The sequence below is a fragment of the Desulfonatronum parangueonense genome (assembly GCF_054656975.1).
On the sequence record NZ_BAAHXH010000003.1, the window covers coordinates 3,712,206 to 3,731,853 of the forward strand.

Annotated in this window: 18 protein-coding genes; 11 read left to right on the forward strand and 7 right to left on the reverse strand. The window is 57.5% G+C overall.

The window, feature by feature from the left end; translation table 11 throughout:
* Positions 1 to 83: 83 nt before the first annotated feature.
* The gene (locus tag ACYQ15_RS16615; protein ID WP_459938619.1) at positions 84 to 2,546 is read right to left on the reverse strand and encodes a mechanosensitive ion channel family protein; all 2,463 of its coding nucleotides are present in this window, start codon (positions 2,544 to 2,546) and stop codon (positions 84 to 86) included.
* Positions 2,547 to 2,996: 450 nt separating this feature from the next.
* On the opposite strand from ACYQ15_RS16615, the gene ACYQ15_RS16620 reads away from it, so the two are divergent.
* The 8 genes from ACYQ15_RS16620 (at position 2,997) to ACYQ15_RS16655 (ending at position 9,671) form a co-directional block, all read left to right on the forward strand.
* Entirely contained in the window at positions 2,997 to 3,302 is a 306-nt protein-coding gene (locus ACYQ15_RS16620) for a helix-hairpin-helix domain-containing protein (RefSeq protein ID WP_459938620.1), read from the forward strand.
* Positions 3,262 to 4,056: a class I SAM-dependent methyltransferase gene (locus tag ACYQ15_RS16625; protein WP_459938621.1), complete on the forward strand. Its 795-nt coding sequence runs from the start codon at positions 3,262 to 3,264 to the stop codon at positions 4,054 to 4,056. The genes ACYQ15_RS16620 and ACYQ15_RS16625 overlap by 41 nt, the downstream gene beginning before the upstream one ends.
* A 31-nt stretch (positions 4,057 to 4,087) precedes the next feature.
* The gene (locus ACYQ15_RS16630; RefSeq protein WP_459938622.1) at positions 4,088 to 4,576 is read left to right on the forward strand and encodes a GNAT family N-acetyltransferase; all 489 of its coding nucleotides are present in this window, start codon (positions 4,088 to 4,090) and stop codon (positions 4,574 to 4,576) included.
* Positions 4,577 to 4,624: 48 nt separating this feature from the next.
* Positions 4,625 to 5,431, forward strand: a complete 807-nt coding sequence (locus ACYQ15_RS16635; protein ID WP_459938623.1) for an NYN domain-containing protein — start codon at positions 4,625 to 4,627, stop codon at positions 5,429 to 5,431.
* A 320-nt stretch (positions 5,432 to 5,751) separates the two neighbouring features.
* A complete protein-coding gene (locus ACYQ15_RS16640; RefSeq protein WP_459938624.1) occupies positions 5,752 to 7,170 on the forward strand; it encodes a cobyrinic acid a,c-diamide synthase CobB in 1,419 nt (472 codons plus the stop codon).
* A gap of 11 nt (positions 7,171 to 7,181) precedes the next feature.
* Positions 7,182 to 7,859: a precorrin-8X methylmutase gene (locus tag ACYQ15_RS16645; protein ID WP_459938625.1), complete on the forward strand. Its 678-nt coding sequence runs from the start codon at positions 7,182 to 7,184 to the stop codon at positions 7,857 to 7,859.
* A gap of 36 nt (positions 7,860 to 7,895) precedes the next feature.
* Positions 7,896 to 9,023, forward strand: coding sequence for a cobalt-precorrin-5B (C(1))-methyltransferase CbiD (cbiD, locus tag ACYQ15_RS16650; RefSeq protein ID WP_459938626.1), 1,128 nt, complete (start codon positions 7,896 to 7,898; stop codon positions 9,021 to 9,023).
* 213 nt (positions 9,024 to 9,236) lie between these two features.
* On the forward strand, positions 9,237 to 9,671 hold the full coding sequence (locus ACYQ15_RS16655; RefSeq protein WP_459938627.1) for an MOSC domain-containing protein: 435 nt from the start codon (positions 9,237 to 9,239) through the stop codon (positions 9,669 to 9,671).
* A 211-nt stretch (positions 9,672 to 9,882) separates the two neighbouring features.
* Here ACYQ15_RS16655 and ACYQ15_RS16660 read toward each other — a convergent pair whose 3' ends face one another.
* The 4 genes from ACYQ15_RS16660 to ACYQ15_RS16675 form a co-directional block, all read right to left on the reverse strand.
* Positions 9,883 to 11,925, reverse strand: coding sequence for a SpoIIE family protein phosphatase (locus ACYQ15_RS16660; protein WP_459938628.1), 2,043 nt, complete (start codon positions 11,923 to 11,925; stop codon positions 9,883 to 9,885).
* A 127-nt stretch (positions 11,926 to 12,052) separates the two neighbouring features.
* On the reverse strand, positions 12,053 to 13,372 hold the full coding sequence (locus tag ACYQ15_RS16665; protein ID WP_459938629.1) for a nickel pincer cofactor-dependent isomerase, group 22: 1,320 nt from the start codon (positions 13,370 to 13,372) through the stop codon (positions 12,053 to 12,055).
* 27 nt (positions 13,373 to 13,399) lie between these two features.
* The gene (locus ACYQ15_RS16670; RefSeq protein ID WP_459938630.1) at positions 13,400 to 14,311 is read right to left on the reverse strand and encodes a PP-loop family protein; all 912 of its coding nucleotides are present in this window, start codon (positions 14,309 to 14,311) and stop codon (positions 13,400 to 13,402) included.
* Between the two features lie 2 nt (positions 14,312 to 14,313).
* The gene (locus ACYQ15_RS16675) at positions 14,314 to 14,511 is read right to left on the reverse strand and encodes a MoaD/ThiS family protein (RefSeq protein ID WP_459938631.1); all 198 of its coding nucleotides are present in this window, start codon (positions 14,509 to 14,511) and stop codon (positions 14,314 to 14,316) included.
* 216 nt (positions 14,512 to 14,727) lie between these two features.
* On the opposite strand from ACYQ15_RS16675, the gene ACYQ15_RS16680 reads away from it, so the two are divergent.
* Positions 14,728 to 15,141 (forward strand): response regulator, encoded by a 414-nt coding sequence (locus tag ACYQ15_RS16680; protein WP_459938632.1) that lies wholly within the window; start codon positions 14,728 to 14,730, stop codon positions 15,139 to 15,141.
* A 424-nt stretch (positions 15,142 to 15,565) separates the two neighbouring features.
* On the opposite strand, the gene mltG is transcribed toward ACYQ15_RS16680, so the two are convergent.
* Together mltG and ACYQ15_RS16690 are read right to left on the reverse strand one after the other, a co-directional pair.
* The gene (gene mltG / locus ACYQ15_RS16685) at positions 15,566 to 16,669 is read right to left on the reverse strand and encodes an endolytic transglycosylase MltG (protein ID WP_459939607.1); all 1,104 of its coding nucleotides are present in this window, start codon (positions 16,667 to 16,669) and stop codon (positions 15,566 to 15,568) included.
* On the reverse strand, positions 16,662 to 17,465 hold the full coding sequence (locus ACYQ15_RS16690) for a 2-amino-3,7-dideoxy-D-threo-hept-6-ulosonate synthase (protein WP_459938633.1): 804 nt from the start codon (positions 17,463 to 17,465) through the stop codon (positions 16,662 to 16,664). The genes mltG and ACYQ15_RS16690 overlap by 8 nt, the downstream gene beginning before the upstream one ends.
* A 376-nt stretch (positions 17,466 to 17,841) precedes the next feature.
* Between ACYQ15_RS16690 and purK the strand changes: the two genes are divergently transcribed.
* Both purK and purE read left to right on the forward strand, forming a co-directional pair.
* Positions 17,842 to 19,080: a 5-(carboxyamino)imidazole ribonucleotide synthase gene (purK, locus tag ACYQ15_RS16695; RefSeq protein WP_459938634.1), complete on the forward strand. Its 1,239-nt coding sequence runs from the start codon at positions 17,842 to 17,844 to the stop codon at positions 19,078 to 19,080.
* Complete coding sequence (purE, locus tag ACYQ15_RS16700; RefSeq protein WP_459938635.1) at positions 19,077 to 19,583, forward strand: 5-(carboxyamino)imidazole ribonucleotide mutase; 507 nt, start codon at positions 19,077 to 19,079, stop codon at positions 19,581 to 19,583. Before purK ends, purE begins: the two co-directional genes overlap by 4 nt.
* Positions 19,584 to 19,648 lie beyond the last annotated feature (65 nt).

Genomic DNA, 19,648 nt, shown 5'->3' on the forward strand with positions numbered 1-19,648 from the left:
TCTCATGACCATGAAAGGTAAGCACACCTTCATCCATCAGCAACCCGCGGAAGATACAGTCAGGCCAAAAATGTGCTGAGCCGTTACCCCTTTCTCTCCATGGCAATCCGCTCGGTTTCTTCCTGCTCCAGCGCATTTTTTTCCTGTTCCCGGACCACTTCCTTGGAAGCCTGGGTTTCTGAAGTGTACTGGATTTCCTGCTTTTGACGCGGCCTTTCGGAGGATGTGATGGGCGCGGGAGATGATTGGTAATCCTTGGACTCCCTGATGACGCGCATCGGAGGTGCAAAGCCCTTCTTATCCTCACCGAACCAGATGGTTTGATGCGGGAATGGGATTTCAATGCCGCGTTCATCAAAAATTCGCTTCATCTTTTCCAGAAACGCCCGGCGGATGGAAAACTGGCGGCTGGGCAGTGTTTTTAGCCTCACCCGGATCTCCACGGCGGAATCACTGAGGTTGTTGAGTCCGAATACTTCCAGATCATCCAGAATTTCAGGTCCCCAGAGGGGATCCTGGCGCAATTCCGCGGCTACGTCCTGCAAGGCCTGGACAACTTCTCCGTAGTCTTCCCGGTAGGCCACCCCGGCATCGATCAGCGCGTAACCATAGCCCCGGTTGAAATTGCGGATTGCGGTGACCTCCCCAAAAGGAATGATCTGTACAGTGCCGGCCAAATCACGCAGGGTCATCGTCCGGATGGTGAGGTGCTCGACCGTGCCGGAGTGGCCGCCTGCCTCGACCCAGTCTCCCACGGCAATGGAGTCCTCCAGCAGGATAAAGGCCCCGGAGATCACGTCCCGGACCAGGGTTTGGGCGCCAAAACCGACTGCCAGGCCGATCACTCCGGCGCCGGCCAGCAGGGGCGCAATATTGAAACCCAGGTGGGCCAGCACGCTCATGCCGGCAATAATTACCAGAACGATCCAAAAAACATTGCTGAGCATGGGCAGCAGGGTCAAAGCGCGGGTACTGCTTTTTCTGTCCGCTGCATTGCGACGCTCCTTGTCCAAGGAAATTTCAATCCTGGCGCTGATGAGTTCCCAGACCAGGAATGTCCCGGCAATGATCAAGCAAATGACCAACAGACTGGAAATGATCGCCGAACCCTGGGGCGACAGCAGCCAGTTGAAGGCTCCGAGTCCCCAGACCTGCATGATGGAGAAAAAAGCAACAAGATAGAGCAGGGTGTGGATTGTATGTCTGAACAGCGGTAGGTATCGGTTGGCCCTGGCTTCCAGAAGGGGATGATCCTCCTTGAGTTCATCGCTGATCTTGAACAGCCGATAAATGCTTCGTCGGCTCATGCGGTCGAGCAACGCCGTCAAGCCAACAATGAGCAAGGTCAGGATCACAGCCCTGACGACAAAATATGCACCACCTTCAACCTCCAGAACCCATGTTCCGTAAATGCCGACGACAATCATCACCGCCAGGATATGCCAAAATGAAGCGAGACGTCGGCGCAGGGCATCCGCCACCTGGTGCTGCCGGACGGCAGGGTCGCTTGCATCTGGTTCAGAGGGGATGTGATCTGGAGCGGGTTGACCACGGCGTAGCCATGACGCAACGTCAGCTCTGTTTTGGAGGATAAAAATGATTACCATAAGCGTAATGATCAGGCCGAGCATTTTCAACAGAAAAAGATGCAAGTTGGCGGGAATGCCGAGAATGAACGCTGCTTCCAGGAGGAAATATCCATAGACGCCTATTCTGACGACGCGACGCATCCAAATGTACAAGTAACGCTGCGATTCACTGCGCATGGGCAAAATGCTCAGCGAGGGCACTTTCGGCGCCAGCACCAGCCGGGTGAACGTCAGGATGACACGCACAAGTACGCTGGAATTGACCAGGGTCAGGGCAACCAGCCTGGTGACGACCCGTGGATCCAGAAGCAACAGCATGCCGTAGGCAGCAAGACCAAAAGCAATGATCGGTATCAGATCCAGCAAGGTTCTCCCGAACAGCAGCAGGATTCTGAACCATTTCCTGTCCGCCTCGCGGTCTTCAAGAGTTTTATGGATTCCGCCAAAAAGTCGCGAAACCAGCATCTGGGCCAACAAGCCCACCACCAGTACCAGGACGATCTTCCCAAGCATTTCTCCCCATGTCCGCAGTACGGCAGGATCCTGTGCCTGTACGGCCAAATCGCCGAGAAGCGCAGGTATCTCCAGCAACTTGTCCATGCTTTCGGCAAAAAGCCGATTCACCTCCTGCATGGATCCGGACACGGAGGAAAGCAGATCCACGACAAGTCCTTCAGGGTCGGATACCGGGGAGTCCGGATCAGCCGCCTGGGCAGCGAGAAGAAGACGAAGATTTTCTTTCAATCGTTCCAACTGTTCAGGGTCTTCCAGATCTCTCAAAAGCCGTTCAACGCCAGCCTGGGTGATGCCGGGCTGTGCCGAGCCGCCTAGTGCAACTCCGAACTGTTCAAGGATTGACGTCTGCTGCGCGTAAGAAGAAGCAGGAGGAATGACGATCATCAATAAACTCAGAAAGGACAGTATCGTGAATCCTGCGAGGATGACTTGGCGGAACATGAAATCTCCTTGAATATTTTGAATCGCAATGCGATATCACACTGCGGGAGTCTGGAATTTTGCCTTTTGCTTGATAATGTTGTCAAAGTCCTTCATTCGAAACTTGGAAGGCGCAGCGCCCTGTTCAGCTTGAAGGTTTCTCCGTCGAATGGTTCGGAATAATGGAAATGTGATGTTCAGGATTCGTAACTACTCAGCTTTGGACCGGGAAGAGGTTGGCTTGGCTCAAACTCATGGCAAGCATGCCCTGGATTCGCGCCTTCGCGGGAAGGTCTTTGTTTTTACTCCGTTTCGGACCAGTCATGCCCGCGAAAGAGGGTATTCGGTCCGGCTACGCCGGATGAGTTGAATAGTCATCAGGGTTCTTCCTGTGGGAGAATCAGTTCTTGCGGATGGACGCGCTTGAAGATAGCACAAGAAATCGCAACATGATGCGCAAAGGGACAGCTAATGAAGCACGAGGACGTCAAGAAACTGGAGGACATCCCGAATGTCGGGCGGATTATTGCCGAAAAGTTTCGTTGTATCGGCATTGACCAGCCCGGTGATCTCCTCGGCCGGGATCCGTATGTCCTTTTCGAGCAGTTGCAGGATCTGACGGAAAAGAAGCACGACCCCTGCCTGCTCGACGTTTTCATTTCCGCCGTCCGTTATATGGAAGGAGCGCCGGGCATGCCATGGTGGAGTTACACCCGTGAACGTAAGGAAATGCTTCATGAAAGAGCATCTTTCGGATCAGGAGGCGGTTGTGGGTGAAAAACCGCGCCTGTATGCGGATCTGGCGTGGCTTTGGCCCATGTGGGGGGATTACAGGGATGAGTATGCGCGGTACTGTGCTCATGTGACCCGGCTTATCCAAAGACATGCGCGACGTCCCGCGGCAACACTGCTGGACATCAGTTGCGGCGGCGGCAAGAATGTTTTCAATCTGAAGCACGCATTTCAGGTCACCGGATTGGATTTGAGTCCGGCAATGCTCGATCTCGCCTCCTCGCTCAACCCGGAATGCGAATTCGTCATCGGAGACATGCGCACCTTTTCGCTGGATCGCAAATTTGACGCCGTCGTCATGGATGACGGAATTTCCTACATGCTGAACCGGACTGATCTGGCCGAAGCTCTGCGCAATGCATTTGACCATCTGAAACCCGGGGGCGTCCTGATCGCCACCCCGGACGTCACCACCGAGACCTTCCGGCAAAACCTGACGACCTGCACCCCGGGCGTACGCGAGTATCAACCGGAAGGAATCGAGGTGGTTTTTGTCCAGAATGTCTATGACCCTGACCCACTTGATGAACAGTATGAATCGACGATGATCTACCTGATCCGGGAGCAGGGCCGGTTGCGGGTGGAGACGGATCGGCACGAACTCGGGATTTTTTCCCTGGATGCCTGGATGGATATCCTGTCCGACATCGGTTTTGAGGTTCACCGGGCTGCCTATGCCGACGGGGAGAGCGAGTACCTTACATTCGCCTGCATCAAGAAAACCGATACTTCCAACTGAACAATGAACGCAAAGGGTTGGTTTGAATTTGGTGAATTTGCGTTTCCGCCCGGTGGAGAAGCGGGATATTCCTGTCATCTGCAGCTTTCCGCAAACCGCAAAGGAATTGTTCTTTATGTTCCCCAGGGCCGCATTCCCGCTAACGCCTTCACAGCTGACCGCGGCCATTGAAGTCCGCTCGGATTCCACTGTGGCGGAGCTTGACGGCAAGGCAGCGGCCTTTGCCAATTTTTATCGCTGGGAAACCGGAGGCAGTTGCGCCATCGGCAATGTGGCGGTTGCACCGGAGGTCCGCTGCCGCGGCGTGGGGCGATCCTTGGTTCTGGAAATGATTGATATTGCCGTATCCCGACACCGGACCACAGAGGTGCATATCTCGTGCTTCAATGCCAACGTCATCGGCATGCTGCTTTACACGAAGCTGGGATTTCAGCCGTTTGCCGTTGAAGAACGCCGCGACGACGCAGGCCGCAGAGCGGCACTGATCCATTTCCGCCTGCCGCTCCGGATAGAATCATGATCCGGCCGGACAGTTTTCGGCGGATAATCCCCGAGACCAGGAGGGACCATGACAAATGCTCGACAGATTTCCAAAAACGATTCGGAAGAACCCTCGCTTCGCCTGGCGGTACTTATTGACGCAGACAACGCGCAGGCTGCCGTGATCGAGGAACTGCTCGCGGAAATCGCCCGGTTCGGCGAAGCGACCGTAAAACGCATTTATGGGGATTTTACCGCGCCGACAAGTTCGTCCTGGAAGAAGGTTTTGCAGCGCTACGCCATCAAGCCGGTTCAGCAATTCGCCTATTCCACCGGGAAGAACGCCACGGACAGCACGCTGATCATCGATGCCATGGATTTGCTGTATACGCGAAAATTTGACGGTTTTTGCCTGATTACCAGCGACAGTGATTTTACCGGTTTGGCCATGCGCATTCGTGAAGAGGGTCTGACAGTGCTGGGCTTTGGTGGAAAAAAAACACCGGACGCCTTTCGCAACGCCTGCCATAAATTCATTTTTACGGAAGTCCTGCGTCCGTCCGGAGAACAGAGCAAGACAAAATCAAAAACAGAAAATGGTCCCAGCCACACCCAGCAACAGCCTCCTGAGCAAACGGAGCAAACGGAGCAAAAACATGCTTTTCCGCAAAAGTTTCTGCTGACAGCCCTCGATCAGTCGACCGACGATTCAGGCTGGGCGCACTTGGCAACCTTCGGCAATTACCTCACCAAGCTGCAGCCGGATTTCGATCCCAGGCTTTTCGGGTACAAGAAACTTTCCGAACTCGTGAAAGCCAAGACGGATCTCTTCGTAACCGAGGAAAGGGAGTCGCCGGGATCAGGGCAGAAGGTTCTGTATCTGCGTGCGAAATAATTCTGCAGCGACACTGCTTGGAACATGTCGCAACGCTGAAGATTAAACCACTGGGTGCACAGGGTGAATATTTATCGTAACTATCTAGCTTCATTACGGGAAGAAGTTAGTTTAGCACAAACTTGGGGCAAGCATGACCTGGATTCCCGCCTTCGCGGGAATGACTTTGTTTATGCCGTCTCAAGACCAGTCATACCCGCGAAGGCGGGTATCCAGCTCGTATTTATTCGGATGAGCTGAGTAGTTATTATTCAACTTTCCGAACCTGACGCCTTGAGCGTTAGCGGACGTTTCCGCTTTCTGAATTTGCCGATGTGAACATGAATCGAACCCATGCAGATAAACAAATCTCCTCCGGTGTTGTGATCGCCGGAACCCGGAGCGGGTGCGGCAAGACCATGGTCGCGCTGGGTCTGGCCGCTGCGTTGCGGGAACGGGGGGTGCGTGTTCAAGGATACAAGGTTGGACCGGATTTCATCGACCCCACTCACATGTCCGCGCTCTGTGGCCGTCCGGCGCACAATCTGGACGGATGGATGCTGAGCCGGGAGAGGGTGTTGGAGATCTTTCACCGTCATGCAGCGGGAGTGGAATTTTGCCTGGTAGAGGGGGTGATGGGGCTGTACGACGGAGCTTCCGGTGCGGATGAAACCGGCTCCACAGCCCAGATGGCCAAATGGCTGAAGTTGCCGGTGCTCCTGGTCGTGGACGCCCGTTCTCAAGGTCGTTCGGCCGTGGCCCTGGTTCAAGGTTTTCGGGACTTCGACCCGGAATTGGATCTGGCCGGGGTGATCTTCACCCAGGTCGGAGGGCCGAGGCATGAAGCCATGCTGCGCGAAGCCGTGACAATCCATCTCCCGAAACTGCCCTGCCTGGGTTTTTTACCTCGGCGTTCCGAACTGGAACTTGCCTCCCGACACCTGGGCCTGCACATGGCCGATGACTTGGGCTGGGATGCGGCGCAACGGCAAGTTCTGGCCGACTGGGGCGAACAGGGTTTGGACATGGATCAGCTGCAGCGGATTTCCCGGCAATCCGCTTCGACATTGCATACCGTTCCGTGTCTGGACACGGCCAATGAACAAGGCGGAAGAGTTCGACTGGGGATAGCTCGGGACAGGGCCTTTTGTTTCTATTATCAGGAAAATCTTCGCCTTCTGGAGGAAGCCGGGGCGGAACTCGTCTTTTTTTCGCCGCTCATGGATGGGGCCTTGCCCGATAATGTTCATGGCCTTTTTTTGGGTGGCGGGTATCCGGAGTTGCATGCCGCTCAATTGACGGGAAACCATGCCATGCGAGCTGCCGTGGCCGCGGCAGCCGAGGCCGGAATGCCCATTTATGCCGAGTGCGGCGGGATGCAGTATTTGCTGGCCGAACTGGAGGATGTGGAGGGTGCTGTTTTTCCCATGGTCGGCCTTTTCCCGGCCCGCTCAAAAATGCATCCCCGATTCCAGGCGTTGGGCTACCGAAAGGTTGAACTTCGTTCCGCGGGCCTCTTCGGTCCGTCCGGTACGCTCCTGCGGGGCCACGAGTTTCACTATTCCGCTCTCGACGTTTCCCAGGCAGACGAAGCATCTGCGGTGTACAAGGTCACGGACAGCCGGGGCCGGGAGTCCCTGGAGGGTTTTCAGCGCGCCAACGTGCTGGCCTCATACATTCACCTGCATTTCGGTTCCCATCCCCCAGCCGCGGCCTCCTTTGTCCGCGCCTGCGAAAACTGGGCTGGAGCCGTTTCATAAGGATCCTGAACATGCCGGATCATACAGCGATTCCTCTGAACGCCGCCGGGCTGGACATTGAAAATGAGTCCATGCGGATCATCGATGCCGAGGCGCCTGCCCCCGGTCCATTTGACGAAACCCAGTGGCCCGTGGTCCGCCGGATGATCCATGCCAGCGCGGATTTTGAACTCCTGGATCTGGTTTGGTTTCATCCCCAGGCCGTGGTCGCGGCGGTGTACGCGCTTCGACGTGGGTGCGCGGTGATTACGGATACGCGCATGGCTTTGGCCGGACTTTCAGCCCGGCTTTACGATCCCCTCGGATGCGAGAGGTATTGCCTGATCAACGACCCCCGAACCCTGGAGCGAGCCAAAGCCACGGGTAGCACCCGGGCCGCGGCAGCCGTGGACGTGGCTGCGGCGGAGCACCGCGATGCGATCTGGGTGGTGGGCAACGCACCCACGGCGTTGCTGCGGCTGTTGGAGTTGGTGGACGTCGGCCGGGTCGTCCCGGCTCTGGTCATTGGCATGCCCGTGGGTTTTGTCCAGGCCGCGGAATCCAAACAGGCGCTGCAGGAGCATAATCACATTGCCTCCATCCTGATTCGAGGCCGCAAGGGAGGGTCCGCCCTGGCCGCCGCCGCTCTGAATGCACTGGCCGGGATGGCTCTGCAGGCGGCTCATTTGCCGGATCAGGCGGATTTGTGATGCTCCTGATCCAGCTCGTACCGGAAGTGCCTTGACATGCACCGACGGGGCAAGGTCCGCATCGGTTTCACCACCGGTTCCGCCGCGGTTGCCGCGGCCAAGGCCGGGCTATTGTTTCTGGCTGCCGGACAAAGGGCTGCACGGGTCTGCATTCCCTGTCCGGATGGGCATGAGCGTCTGATCATCCCGGTTAGTCATCTGGAGCCGGAAACGGAGGACCCGGCGGGGCCGGCGGTGCGCGTCACTGTTCACAAACAGGCCGGCGACGATCCCGACGCCACGCACAAGGCCGCCATCGTGGTTCGCATCCGATTGGAGGCGGCGGCGTGTCCAGAGATAGTCGTCCAGGGAGGAAAGGGCGTGGGCACGGTCACTCGTCCCGGGCTGCCCGTGCCGGTGGGCGAGGCGGCCATCAATCCCGGACCGCGACGGCAAATGCAACGCGCCCTGCTGGAGACGTTGGAACGACTTGGCCTGTCCTCCCGGGTCCATGTTCTGGTGGAGGTTCCGGAGGGACATGTCCTGGCGGAGAAAACTCTCAATCCCAGGTTGGGCATTATCGGCGGCATTTCCATTCTGGGCACCCGGGGCACGGTAAAGGCGTTCAGCCATGCGGCGTGGAAGGATACGATTCGCCAGTGCCTGGACGTGGCCCTGGCGGAACAGCTGGACACTGTTGCCTTGAGTACCGGCGGCAGGGGGCAGCGTTTTCTGGAAACCGTCCTGCCGGAGCTTCCTGGGTCAGCTTTCATCCAGGCCGGAGATCATCCGGGTTTCGCCCTGCGTCAGGCTGCCCAGCGGGGCATGCGCCGGCTGGTCTGGGGAGGATTCTGGGGCAAGCTGGTCAAGATGGCCCAGGGCCGCCCCCAGACCCATGCCCGCCTGTTCCCGGTGGATCTGGACAAGCTTGCCGAATTGGCCCTGCGCTCAGGCGTGGAACAGGAGCTGGCCGCGGCCGTCGCCGGGGCGAACACGGCGCGGCACGCCCTGGAGCTGTTGCGAACCTCCTGCTGCTGTGAGCAGGCTGTCCGCGCGGTTCTGGAGGCGGCCTGCCGCCATTGTCGTTGCTGGGCACGGGGGGCAATGGACCTGGAATTGGTTTTGCTGGATTATGACGGATGCGTGATGCAACGTATGCAGTGCCCGAAGGGCAGTGGCAAGTGAAGAAGTTACTATTCAGCACACGTTCTTTCTCCGGTAATCGGAATCGGGGTCGGAATCGGTATCGAAAAAAAACGAATGCCCTTCCACATGGGTTCGCTTCGATACCGATCCCGATACCGATACCGACCCCGATTCCAAGCCAAACCCGGCAACAACATTAGTATCGCTGAGTAGTTACATGAAGAAAATTTTTAACTTTTGAGGATGGATCGCATGGGAAAGATTATCGCGGTTTGCACCAGTCCTAAAAAGGGACAACGCAAGAAGAATATTGATCAGGGCATGCTGGTGGCGGAACATGGGCTGCAGGACGATGCCCATGCCGGGCCGTGGCATCGCCAGGTCAGCCTGTTGGCCATGGAAAGCATCAAGAAAATGCAGGATGCCGGGTTGAAGGTCGGACCGGGAGACTTTGCCGAGAACCTGACCACAGAGGGCATCGACCTGCCTGTTCTGCCGCTGGGCACGAAGTTGCGCATCGGGGAAAAGGCCTTGGGAGAGGTGACCCAGATCGGCAAGGAGTGCCATACCCGGTGCGCCATCTTTCATCAGGCCGGGGACTGTGTGATGCCCAAGGAGGGCATTTTCATCCGCGTGCTCGAGGGCGGTCCTATTCAGGTCGGGGACTCGGTGGAGGTGATCCCATAGCAGTCCGTTGAAAAATTCCCAATTGCGGCGTCGCCGCAAAAAGTTTCAAACTCTCACGTATGAGTAACTACCCTTCGACCTTGAGCTTTTTTCTGCCCTTGCACTTGGGTTTTTGTGTGAACTGCCGGAAAAGGATTTTTCAACATTCAGATAGGGGCGATCCGTGGATGTCTTTGTCCACATCCATCGGATTCGCCCCCCGTGCAAAAGTTCATGCCGCCTGCGACGTTTGGCCGTGAAACTTGATGCAGAGCATGGTGATGTCGTCGGACTGGTCCGCTTCTGCCACGTGCAGGGCCAGGTCTGTCTGCACGTGCCGGATTGCAGCGGTCGCATCGCGCTCCGGCAACGTCTCCATTGTGGCCAGCAGTCTTTCGTCGGAGTATAAATCCTTGTTGGTGTTCATGGCCTCGGTGATGCCGTCGGTGTAGAGAAATAGCAGTTCATCGGGTGCCAGATTCGTTTCCAGGGGACGATAGGGAAGATCCTCCATGGCGCCGACCATGGGGCCGCTTCGGCCTTCCAGGAAGCGGGCCTTGCCGTCCCTGTCCACAATGACCGGCTGATTGTGCCCGCCGTTGGAATATCGCAGATGGCCCGTGCGAACGTCGAGGACTCCGATGAATAAGGTCACGAACATGGAGTTGGGATTGTTGGGCGCGAGGTTGTTGTTCATGGTTTCCATGATCCGGGCCGGATTCAATTCTTCCACCGCGGCGATCCGGAACAGGGTACGGCTGACGGCCATGAACAGCGCCGCGGGAACGCCCTTGTCCGAGACGTCGCCCACGGCAAAACAAAAGTGATGTTCGTCGATGAAGAAGTCGTAAAGATCCCCCCCGACTTCCCGGGCCGGTTCCAGCACGGCGAAAAGGTCGAATTCGGGACGGTCGGGATAGGGCGGAAAAGTTTTGGGGATCAGGCCGAGCTGGATTTCCCGGGCCACGCTGAGTTCTGTTTCCATGCGCTCGTTGAGGGCCGTGGTTTCGAGCAAGGAGCGGACGTTGTCCCGCAGGGAGTGGTCCATGAAGATCAGGGCTTCTGCGAGCCTGCCCACCTCGTCCTTGTTCTGACGCGGCAGGTGATCAATGGCCGTGCTGCGCGGATCGGCAGAGGTGAAGTCCGTCTCGGGCATGGATTTGGCGTATTCCGTCAAGGCGTTCAGAGGCCTGGTCAATCGAATGGACAGCACCAAACCCAGGGCCAGACTGGCCAGCAGCACGCCGGCGATGATCAGACTCAGGCGCGAAACCAGATCCCGGGCCGGGGCGTTGATTTCATCCACATAACCCATGGCGGCCACATACCAGCCCAGGGTTCTGAAGTAGCCGCTGAACGCTTCTATTTCACGGACCTGGGTGCCCTCCTCGGTCCGGGGCACGATGCGGATCGAAGTCCGTTCCCTGCTTTGAGCCGCGGCCTTGAGTTCTTCCAGAATGAGGCCGCCTGTCAGTTCATTGACCGCATTTTCAAGATCCAGCAGCTCATATGCCGGCGGAATGAGCATCTCGCCCTGGGCGTTGAACAGGAATATTGAGCCGGATTTGGCGATGCGGATCTTGCTGAAGTTGACCCGCAGATTGTTTATCAGCTCCTCCAGCTTGCGTTCACCCTCCCGTTCCAGTTCTTCGATGTCCACGGCCGCTCCGATAATCCAGTCCGTGAGCGGATAGTGAACGAACCAACCGAACTTTTTGACCGGACGGTCGTGATCGGTCCAGGGCCAGAAAAAGGTGGCCGAAGCCTGGCCTTGCCGACGAATATCCTCCTCCACGGATTTGGCCAGGGGCAGGCCCTTGATGTCCCGAATCCGGTTCAGATTGAAGCCCCGGGTTTCCTCGTGAGGATGGGCCAAAAGCACGCCTTGCAGGTCAAAGACCAGAAACTCGGTTCCTTCCACAAAGGTGGGAACGCTCAACCAGTTCAGGGCACGTTGCATGGCCTCTTGCCCGACTTCCTCGGCTTGCGGGTCGGCGGCAAATATCTCGTCCAAGCCGGTATGGACCATCATGGTCATGCCCTGCAGCGTGCGGCGATGTGCGTTCACCGCATCCATCCGACTGTGCAACAGGTCCCGGTATCCGCTCTGGATGTTCAGCTCCACCAGCTCCAAAACGTTACGGGCGCTGCGTTGTTCCGCGTCGAACATGGCTTCTTCCACATCCCGGTGAGTGAAGTAGAGAACGAGAACAGCCACCAGGGCGAGAATCATGCAGATCAGCAAAAAAATCTTGGACTTCAACGAATGGAACAATTCTTCCTCCCGTGGCGGCTTCGGAACAAAAAGCCGGAAAAAACATGCGCAGTTCTATTTCGGGTCTTTCTGCTGGGCATCATGCAGCTCTTCGACAATTTGAGCATCCTTTGAGCGTCCTTTGAGCTTACGGCGAGAGTGCTCCCGCCGGATACTGAGGCGTGTCCGCAAAGGGAGCCAGGTCATCGCCGATAAAGTCCATGACCCTGGGGGGATGCAGGAGTTCCAGATCAACAGGTAAGTTTTGCAGGAGAACTGGTGAGACGTACAGGAGCTGCAGGCTTTTGGAGTTTTGGATGCGGACCATGCGCAACTCTTCCGGGGGGATTGCGCCCAGGGTGTGGATAGCGGCAGCCAGGGCCAGCCGGTCTGTGGGCAGATGCAGGGGCAGAGCGGCTTTTTCCGGGCTGAGGCCGGTCAGGGCGTTGATTATCGTCTTGGAGTAGTCCAGGCTGTGGATCACCCTGTCGGTGGTCACGTCGGCAAAACCGATGCCCAGGGCGTTGCCCTGGGTTCCCGGGCTGAGATCACGTACAAATATTCGTTTGACCCGTGTGTCCGTTGCAAAATCGCCGAGGATGTCCCGGTTGCGTCCGGTGACATTGGTGTCCATGCCCGTGCCGCTGATGTCCTTGCCGATCTGGTCCACGATCAGCAAATCCAGTTCGGGGAAGGGCAGCTTCGGGGCGAGTTGTTTGGCCAGGTTCAGCAGGATCGGCTCCTGACAGGGGATCTCCCGGCCAGGCAGGATGCGCAGCGAATGCAGCCGTCCTGCCCCGTTTTCCACCAGCCCCACGCCGCACAGCACATTGCCTTTTTTCAGGATGACCTGGGTCGCGGATTCGATCAGCGCGAACATCCCATGCACCGGCGCCAGGCCGTGCAGCAGACGGGCGCCTTGGTCATTGCCCAAACCCACGGCCAGCATTTTCATCAGCCCGCTTTCCACCGGACCCTTGAACTTGGTGTGGGCCTTGATGCGGTTGACGACCACCAGGTGATCGGCCTGTGCTGCCAGGGCGTCCACCAGCACGGGCATCCCCTGGGCGGTGGTTCCAAGGTCCACCGTCTCCATGCCTGATCGGACAGGCATGCCCATGGTCCGCGCCGTGATGCCCAAGGTTGCCAGGACCTGCTCCTGGCCCTGGGCCGTGGCGCCGCCGTGACTGCCCATGGCAGTGACGATGAACGGCAGGGCGCCCAGGCTTCGGAACAGATCGCCCAAAGCGCACACCACCTGGTCAAGACGGTGGATGCCCCGGCTGCCCACGGCAATGGCCACGGTCTGACCGGGTTTGACCTTTTCCCGGAAATTCAACGCATTGGCCTGGACGGCCAGGACTGCGGCGACACTGCCAAGTTCCGTGCTGTCCAGCTTTTGTCGAACGAGAGCCATGTCCGGGAACCGGATCGAAGCAAGCAGGTTGCTCAGCGCAGCGAATTTCAAGGAGTCTTCCATGCCGCTGCTACCGATTCATGCCTCTTGCTCCTGTCCGACCATGTTCTTGATCCTGCATACCCCGCATGTTTCCGCGGAGGTGGGATAGCCGCAGCTGGAACAGGCCAACAACTCACTCTCCTGCCGGTCAGCCCAGGCCGCGAAGACAGGGCGGCCGTCGCGCAGGAAGTTTTCGTAAAACTGGACCTTGGCCCCGGGCATGCGCGTTTCGAGATCGGACCAAAGCCCCTTGTAAACGGGAAAGCTGGCCTTGGCGCTGTAGGGGCAGGGCGCCGTGACGTGTTCGATGCCGCGCAGGAAGCAGAAATTGGCGATCTCGAATTCGGTCAGGCGATACAAGGGCTTGATTCTGGAGGCGAATCCGGCTGTGGCGGGGAGAAGCGGCCCCTGGTCGCTCAAATAGGCTGAGTCCCAGCGAATGGTATTCGCAAAGAGCCGGCTGACTTCATCGTCCAGGTTGTGCCCCGTGGCCAGAACGGTAAAGTTGTTCTCCATGGCGAACTTGTTGAAGTAGTAGCGCTTCAGCTTGCCGCATACCGAGCAGATCGGGCGCGTGAGCCGGGACTTGACCAGAGGGATGGACAGCCCCTCCCGGCGCAGCTCGACAACCGTCAACGGCACCTTCAAGGCTTCACAAAACGTTTCGCAAACACGCCTTGCTTCCGGAGATGAGTCCGGAATGTCCAAGTCCACGTGCAGGCCGTGCACGTCATGGCCAAGCTCCTGAAGTTGCATGATCAGCGCCAGCGAGTCCTTGCCTCCGCTTACGGCGACCAGGACTCTCTCCTGTGGCGCGATCATCTTGTGGCGATGAATGGACCGTTCCACCTGGGAACGGAAAAAATCAGGATAACACTCGGCGCAAAAGGCGGTGTTGTGGCTGGGAAGGGCAACCGCGGCCAGGGCTTTGCATTTGCGGCATTTCATGATTACCCTCGAGAAGAGACGCCGCGCACGATGATGTCGTCTCCCGGGTTGAGTTTGCGATCCGGAGTGAGCAACTCCTGGTTGCGGATTACAAGTGCCGCATTCGGTCCAAGCCCGAGTTGTCGGAGCAGTTGCAGGACCGTCGACGCCTTGGTGACCTGAATTTCCTGGCCTTTGGGTTCCAAACGAACAGATATCATAATGTTACCTCGACAAAAAGTTGTTCTTTGTCTATCCATGTGGCCGGTCAAACTCAACTGTTTCTTTGGAGTTGAGGCCCACGAACGTTCTGTGTACCATGAAAGCCGCCGTGTCCATTACAGCGCATGAACGGCGCTGCAACATACAATCCGCTCTAACCGTCGCATCATCCTGCGAAGCTATGGAAATGAATGCGTCCCACCAAGGAGGTCACTATGGCCAAGGGAAAAATACTCGTAGTCGACGATGAACATCATATTCGCCTGCTGTATCAGGAAGAACTTCAGGTGGAAGATTATGACGTTGTCACTTCTGATGGTTCGGAGAATATCCTGGAGGTGTTGGCCCGGGAAAAACCGCAGGTGGTGGTCTTGGACATCAAGCTGGAAGGTAACCGCTCCGGCCTGGATCTGTTGCAGGAAATCCGCAGCCAGGATCAATCCATTCCCGTGATCCTGTGCACGGCCTACGACAGTTTCCAGCATGACCTGAAATCCATCGCCGCTGATTTTTATGTCGTCAAATCCGTGGATCTGACTGAATTGAAAAGCAAGGTGGAACAAGCCCTCAAAAAAGCCGAGAAACAGTCCGGTTCCACTTCCGGCGAGGCACAGCCCTCGTACTTTTGACCTCCGTTTCTCTCTCGAATTATAAAAAAGTAACTTTCAGCAGATCCAGAAAAAGATCTGGATACCGGCCTTCGCCGGTATGACCAATATGGAAACGGCTTGCTCCGATTCGTCATTCCGGCGAAAGCCGGAATCCAGTGCTGGGAAATGGTCATGCTCCGCATGTGCTGATTAGCTAATAAAAAACCGGATTCTCATCCGGTTTTTTTTTGGGCCTTCCGGGGAGGCGTCCCTGCGGGACGCAGTGTCGGATGACTTGTGATGCAAGCATCTGCATGAGCTTGGTGAAAAAAGTCATTTGCACCAAGCAGTGGTCAGAGATCAGTGGTTAGCGGTCAGTAAATTCAACATGTTGACGGAATCTTGCAAGGTTGTGGGGGCAGCCACGGACTTTTGCAATGGCCTCCTGCATGGTTGACCGCAACTAATTGTTGCGCAGCATCCGGAACTGCCGGACGGCTCGATTATGTTCTTCCAATGTTCGGCTGAAGTTGTGGGACCCGTCTCCGGCGGCAACGAAATAGAACAGATTGTGCTCTTCCGGCTCCAGAACGGCCCTCATTGACGCCAGCCCGGGGGAGGCGATGGGGCCGGGAGGCAGACCCGGGTGGGCATAGGTGTTGTAGGGATTATCGGCGTCCTGCAGATGGACCCGCAGCAATGGTCCGGAAAAATCCGGTCCCAGACCGTAAATGACCGTGGGATCGCATTGCAGTCGCATGCCGATCCGCAACCTGTTGGCAAAAACGCCCGCAATTCGTTCTCGCTCTTCGGCCAGGCCGGTTTCCTTTTCCACCAGGGAGGCCAGGACCACCGTCTCCCAAACCTCATCCCAGGATGGTCTGCCTTCGGGCCACAACTGCGCATCCGCGACACGCCAGAAAGAGGCGAGCATCATTTCCACGATGGGCCGGGCGTCATTGTTGCGGGGCCGCGGCAGGAAGTAGGTTTCCGGAAAGAGAAACCCCTCGGCATTCTCGGCCTGAATATGATGCTTGCGCAAGATGTCCGGATCGGCCACGGCCTGGGCAAAGCTTTCGAAATCGGTCAGTCCGGATTGTTCCACGATCTGTCCGACCTGCCACCAGGTCAGTCCTTCCGGCACCTGCAACCGATGCAGATAGACCCGTCCGGAGGTCAGCATGTCCAGGACTCTTTCGGGCAGCCACGAGGTGTGCAAGGCGAACTCCCCGGCCTGAACCGAAGCTGCCTGTCCCATGACCTGGGCGTAGAGGCGAAAACGCAGCCCGCTGGAAATCACGCCTTCCTCTTCAAGAAGGTTGCTGATTCGGACCATGGACATGCCCGGCGTGATGGTCACGATCCGGCTCTCTCCCGGTTCCTGGGGCGGAACGTGCAGAAAACGGTAGACGTCCCATGCCGCAACTCCGCCCACAACGATCACGAGCGCCAGCAGAAAAAGCAGGACCTTGCCCAGCCGTCGGCTTCCCCGACCTCGAGGTGAGAGTGAGGGCTTGTACGATCCGTTTTGCTCGGGTTGAGAAAAGGTATTGGAATGCTCAGTCATCACGTCCCAACATTTCCAAGGCCTGATCCACGCTCATGTCGTCATGCACGATGCCGTGCAGCGCCTTGATCAGTGTTTGCGGGTCATCGTCCTGAAAAATGTTTCGACCCATGGAAAGTCCCGCGCCGCCGGCCTTGACGGAGTCGGATACCATGCGCAGCACGTCACGGACGCTGTTCATCTTCGGTCCGCCGGCAATGACCACGGGTACGCAGCAGGACTCGATCACCCGTTGGAAGCTGTCCATGTCGCCGGTGTAGGGCACCTTGACCAGATCCGCGCCCAGTTCCACGCCCACTCTGGCGCAGTGGGACACAATGGCCGGGTCGAATTCATTGACGATTTTCGGGCCGCGGGCGTACATCATGGCCAGCATCGGGATTCCCCAGGAGGCGGCCGTTGCGCTGACCTTGCCCATGTCCTCGAGCATGATCCGCTCGTTTTCATCCCCCAGGTTGACGTGCACGGAAACGCCGTCCGCGCCCAATCGAATGGCCTCTTCCACCGTGGCGACAAGCGTCTTGGCATTGGGAAAGGGAGACAGGGACGTGCTGGCCGAAAGATGGATGATCAGGCCGATGTCGGGTCCGCTGCCCCGGTGCCCGCAGCGCACCAGTCCCTTGTGCATGACCACGGCATTGGCCCCGCCCCCTGCTATCCGGCTCAGGGTCTGGCGCATGTCGATCAAGCCCGACAACGGCCCCACTGTCACGCCATGATCCAGGGGAACAATGATGGCCCGCCGGGTGTTGCGATTCAGTATCCGTTCCAATCTGATCTGTTTTCCAAGATGCATGGCGCTGCTCCTGTGAGGCGGTTGAGGTGGCATACTGCGGAAATGTTGAATCTGGTGAAGAGATTTACTCAAGAGTGGTTGCAAAAATCAAGTTCGAGCGGCTCCCATTCGCCGAAGGGGCAGACCGTTGAATCCGGTCGGCAATAGCGGGCGGATGGGATAAGTTATTATCGACTGGTTGTATTCTCGCTCGTTTCCTTTGACGGAGTCAGGTGCAAAAAATGATGATTTGCTCCCGACAGGTTAAAGAAGCGGATGACAGCAAAAACAATCGATTGTAAACCCATGCCTTCAGGCAGACAACCGCTTTTGAATTTTTCGCAGACGTTATTGACTTGGAAATTGAGGATGATAATGCTTTAGAGTCCGTGTTTATGTGTTTCTCTACCTGATCCAGCTGAAAGGAAGATATCAATTGACGTCACAATCTCAAACCTCGCAACGCTCCCGTTGGAACCCTGCCCATGATCGTTATATATGTCCGCCCCTGCGACTAGGAATCATCGGAGGCGGGCAACTGGCGAAAATGATGACGATGGAAGCCAAGAAAATCGGCTTTGAAGTGCGGGTTCTCGATCCAACCGGCGCATCTCCGGCCGGGCAGATTTGCGACCAGCAGATCGTCGGCGGTTTTTTTGATCGCGAAAAGCTTCGAGAACTGGCTGAAGCATCCGACGTGCTCACTTACGACTTGGAGCATATCGATGCACAGTCTCTGCATGACCTGGAAGCCGAAGGCGCCGTCATCCATCCCTCGCCGCGCCTGCTGGGAATCCTGCAGGATAAACTCCTTCAGAAAGAACTTCTGGCCGCGAACGGTTTGCCTCAGCCTGCCTTCACCCGCCTGGACGCCTGGGATGAAAATGCCGCGCGCGCCTTTGGTTTTCCCTTGGTGCAGAAAAGCCGTCGTGGCGGCTATGACGGCCGAGGTGTCGTAATTCTGCAAGATGAATCCGACCTGGGAAACGCTCTGCAGGGCTCTACCATGTTGGAGCGCCATGTGGCGGTGGAAAAGGAGCTGGCGGTCATGACGGCCCGTGGGGCTGACGGGGAAATTCAAACCTATCCAGTGGTTGAAATGATCTTCGATCCGCGCAGCAACGCTCTGGACCTGCTGCTCGCGCCGGCGCGTCTCAGCGACGAACTGGCCCGACAAGCCCGCGATCTGGCGGTGCAAACCGCCAGGGCACTGGATGACGTGGGCATTTTCGGCGTGGAAATGTTTCTCTCCACCGATGGGGAATTGTTGGTCAATGAAGTCGCTCCCCGGCCGCATAATTCCGGCCATTACACCATCGAAGCCTGTCGAACCAGTCAGTATGAGCAGCATCTGCGGGCCATTGCCGGGCTGCCTCTGGGACTTACCGAACAGCATACCCCGGCGGCGATGATCAACCTGGTCGGCGAGCCCGACGCCGAGGGTCGTCCCGTGATCCAGGGACTGGCTGAAGCGCTCGCCCTTCCAGGCGTCAGCGTGCATCTTTACGGCAAGCACGAAGTCCGCCCTTTCCGCAAAATGGGACATGCCGTGGCGGTGGATGACGATCCCGAGCAGGCGCTGGCCACGGCGCGCCGCCTGAGAAATATCCTTAAAATTCATGGAGAAAAACAGTGAAGAGCAAGCCGGAAATCGGCATCATCATGGGCAGCGATTCGGACCTGCCGGTTATGGAGCCGGCGGCGGAGGTTCTCGCGCAGCTTGGGGTGCACTACGAAATGACCATTGTTTCGGCCCATCGCACTCCGGAGCGGCTCTTTGAGTACGCAAAAACCGCTGCTGAGCGCGGTCTCGAGGTCATCATCGCCGGAGCAGGCGGCGCTGCGCACCTTCCGGGCATGGTGGCCGCCTGCACAGCGCTCCCGGTGATCGGCGTGCCGGTCAATGCCACATCGTTGCAGGGTCTCGATGCCCTGCTCTCCATCGTCCAGATGCCGCGGGGCGTCCCCGTGGCCACCGTGGCCATCAACAACGCGCAAAACGCGGGGCTTCTCGCCGCGCAAATCCTCGGCGTGAAGCACCGGGCCGTGCGCGAGGCGGTCGAGGCATTCAAGCACCGCCAGACCCAAGCCACGCTGGAAAAGGCCGCCGCCATGGAACAACAGCAGAATCAAGTATGACACGATAATGGCTCAAAAAAATGAGGCGACTCCTTCCCGCGAAGGCGCGTATCCAGGCAGTTTTT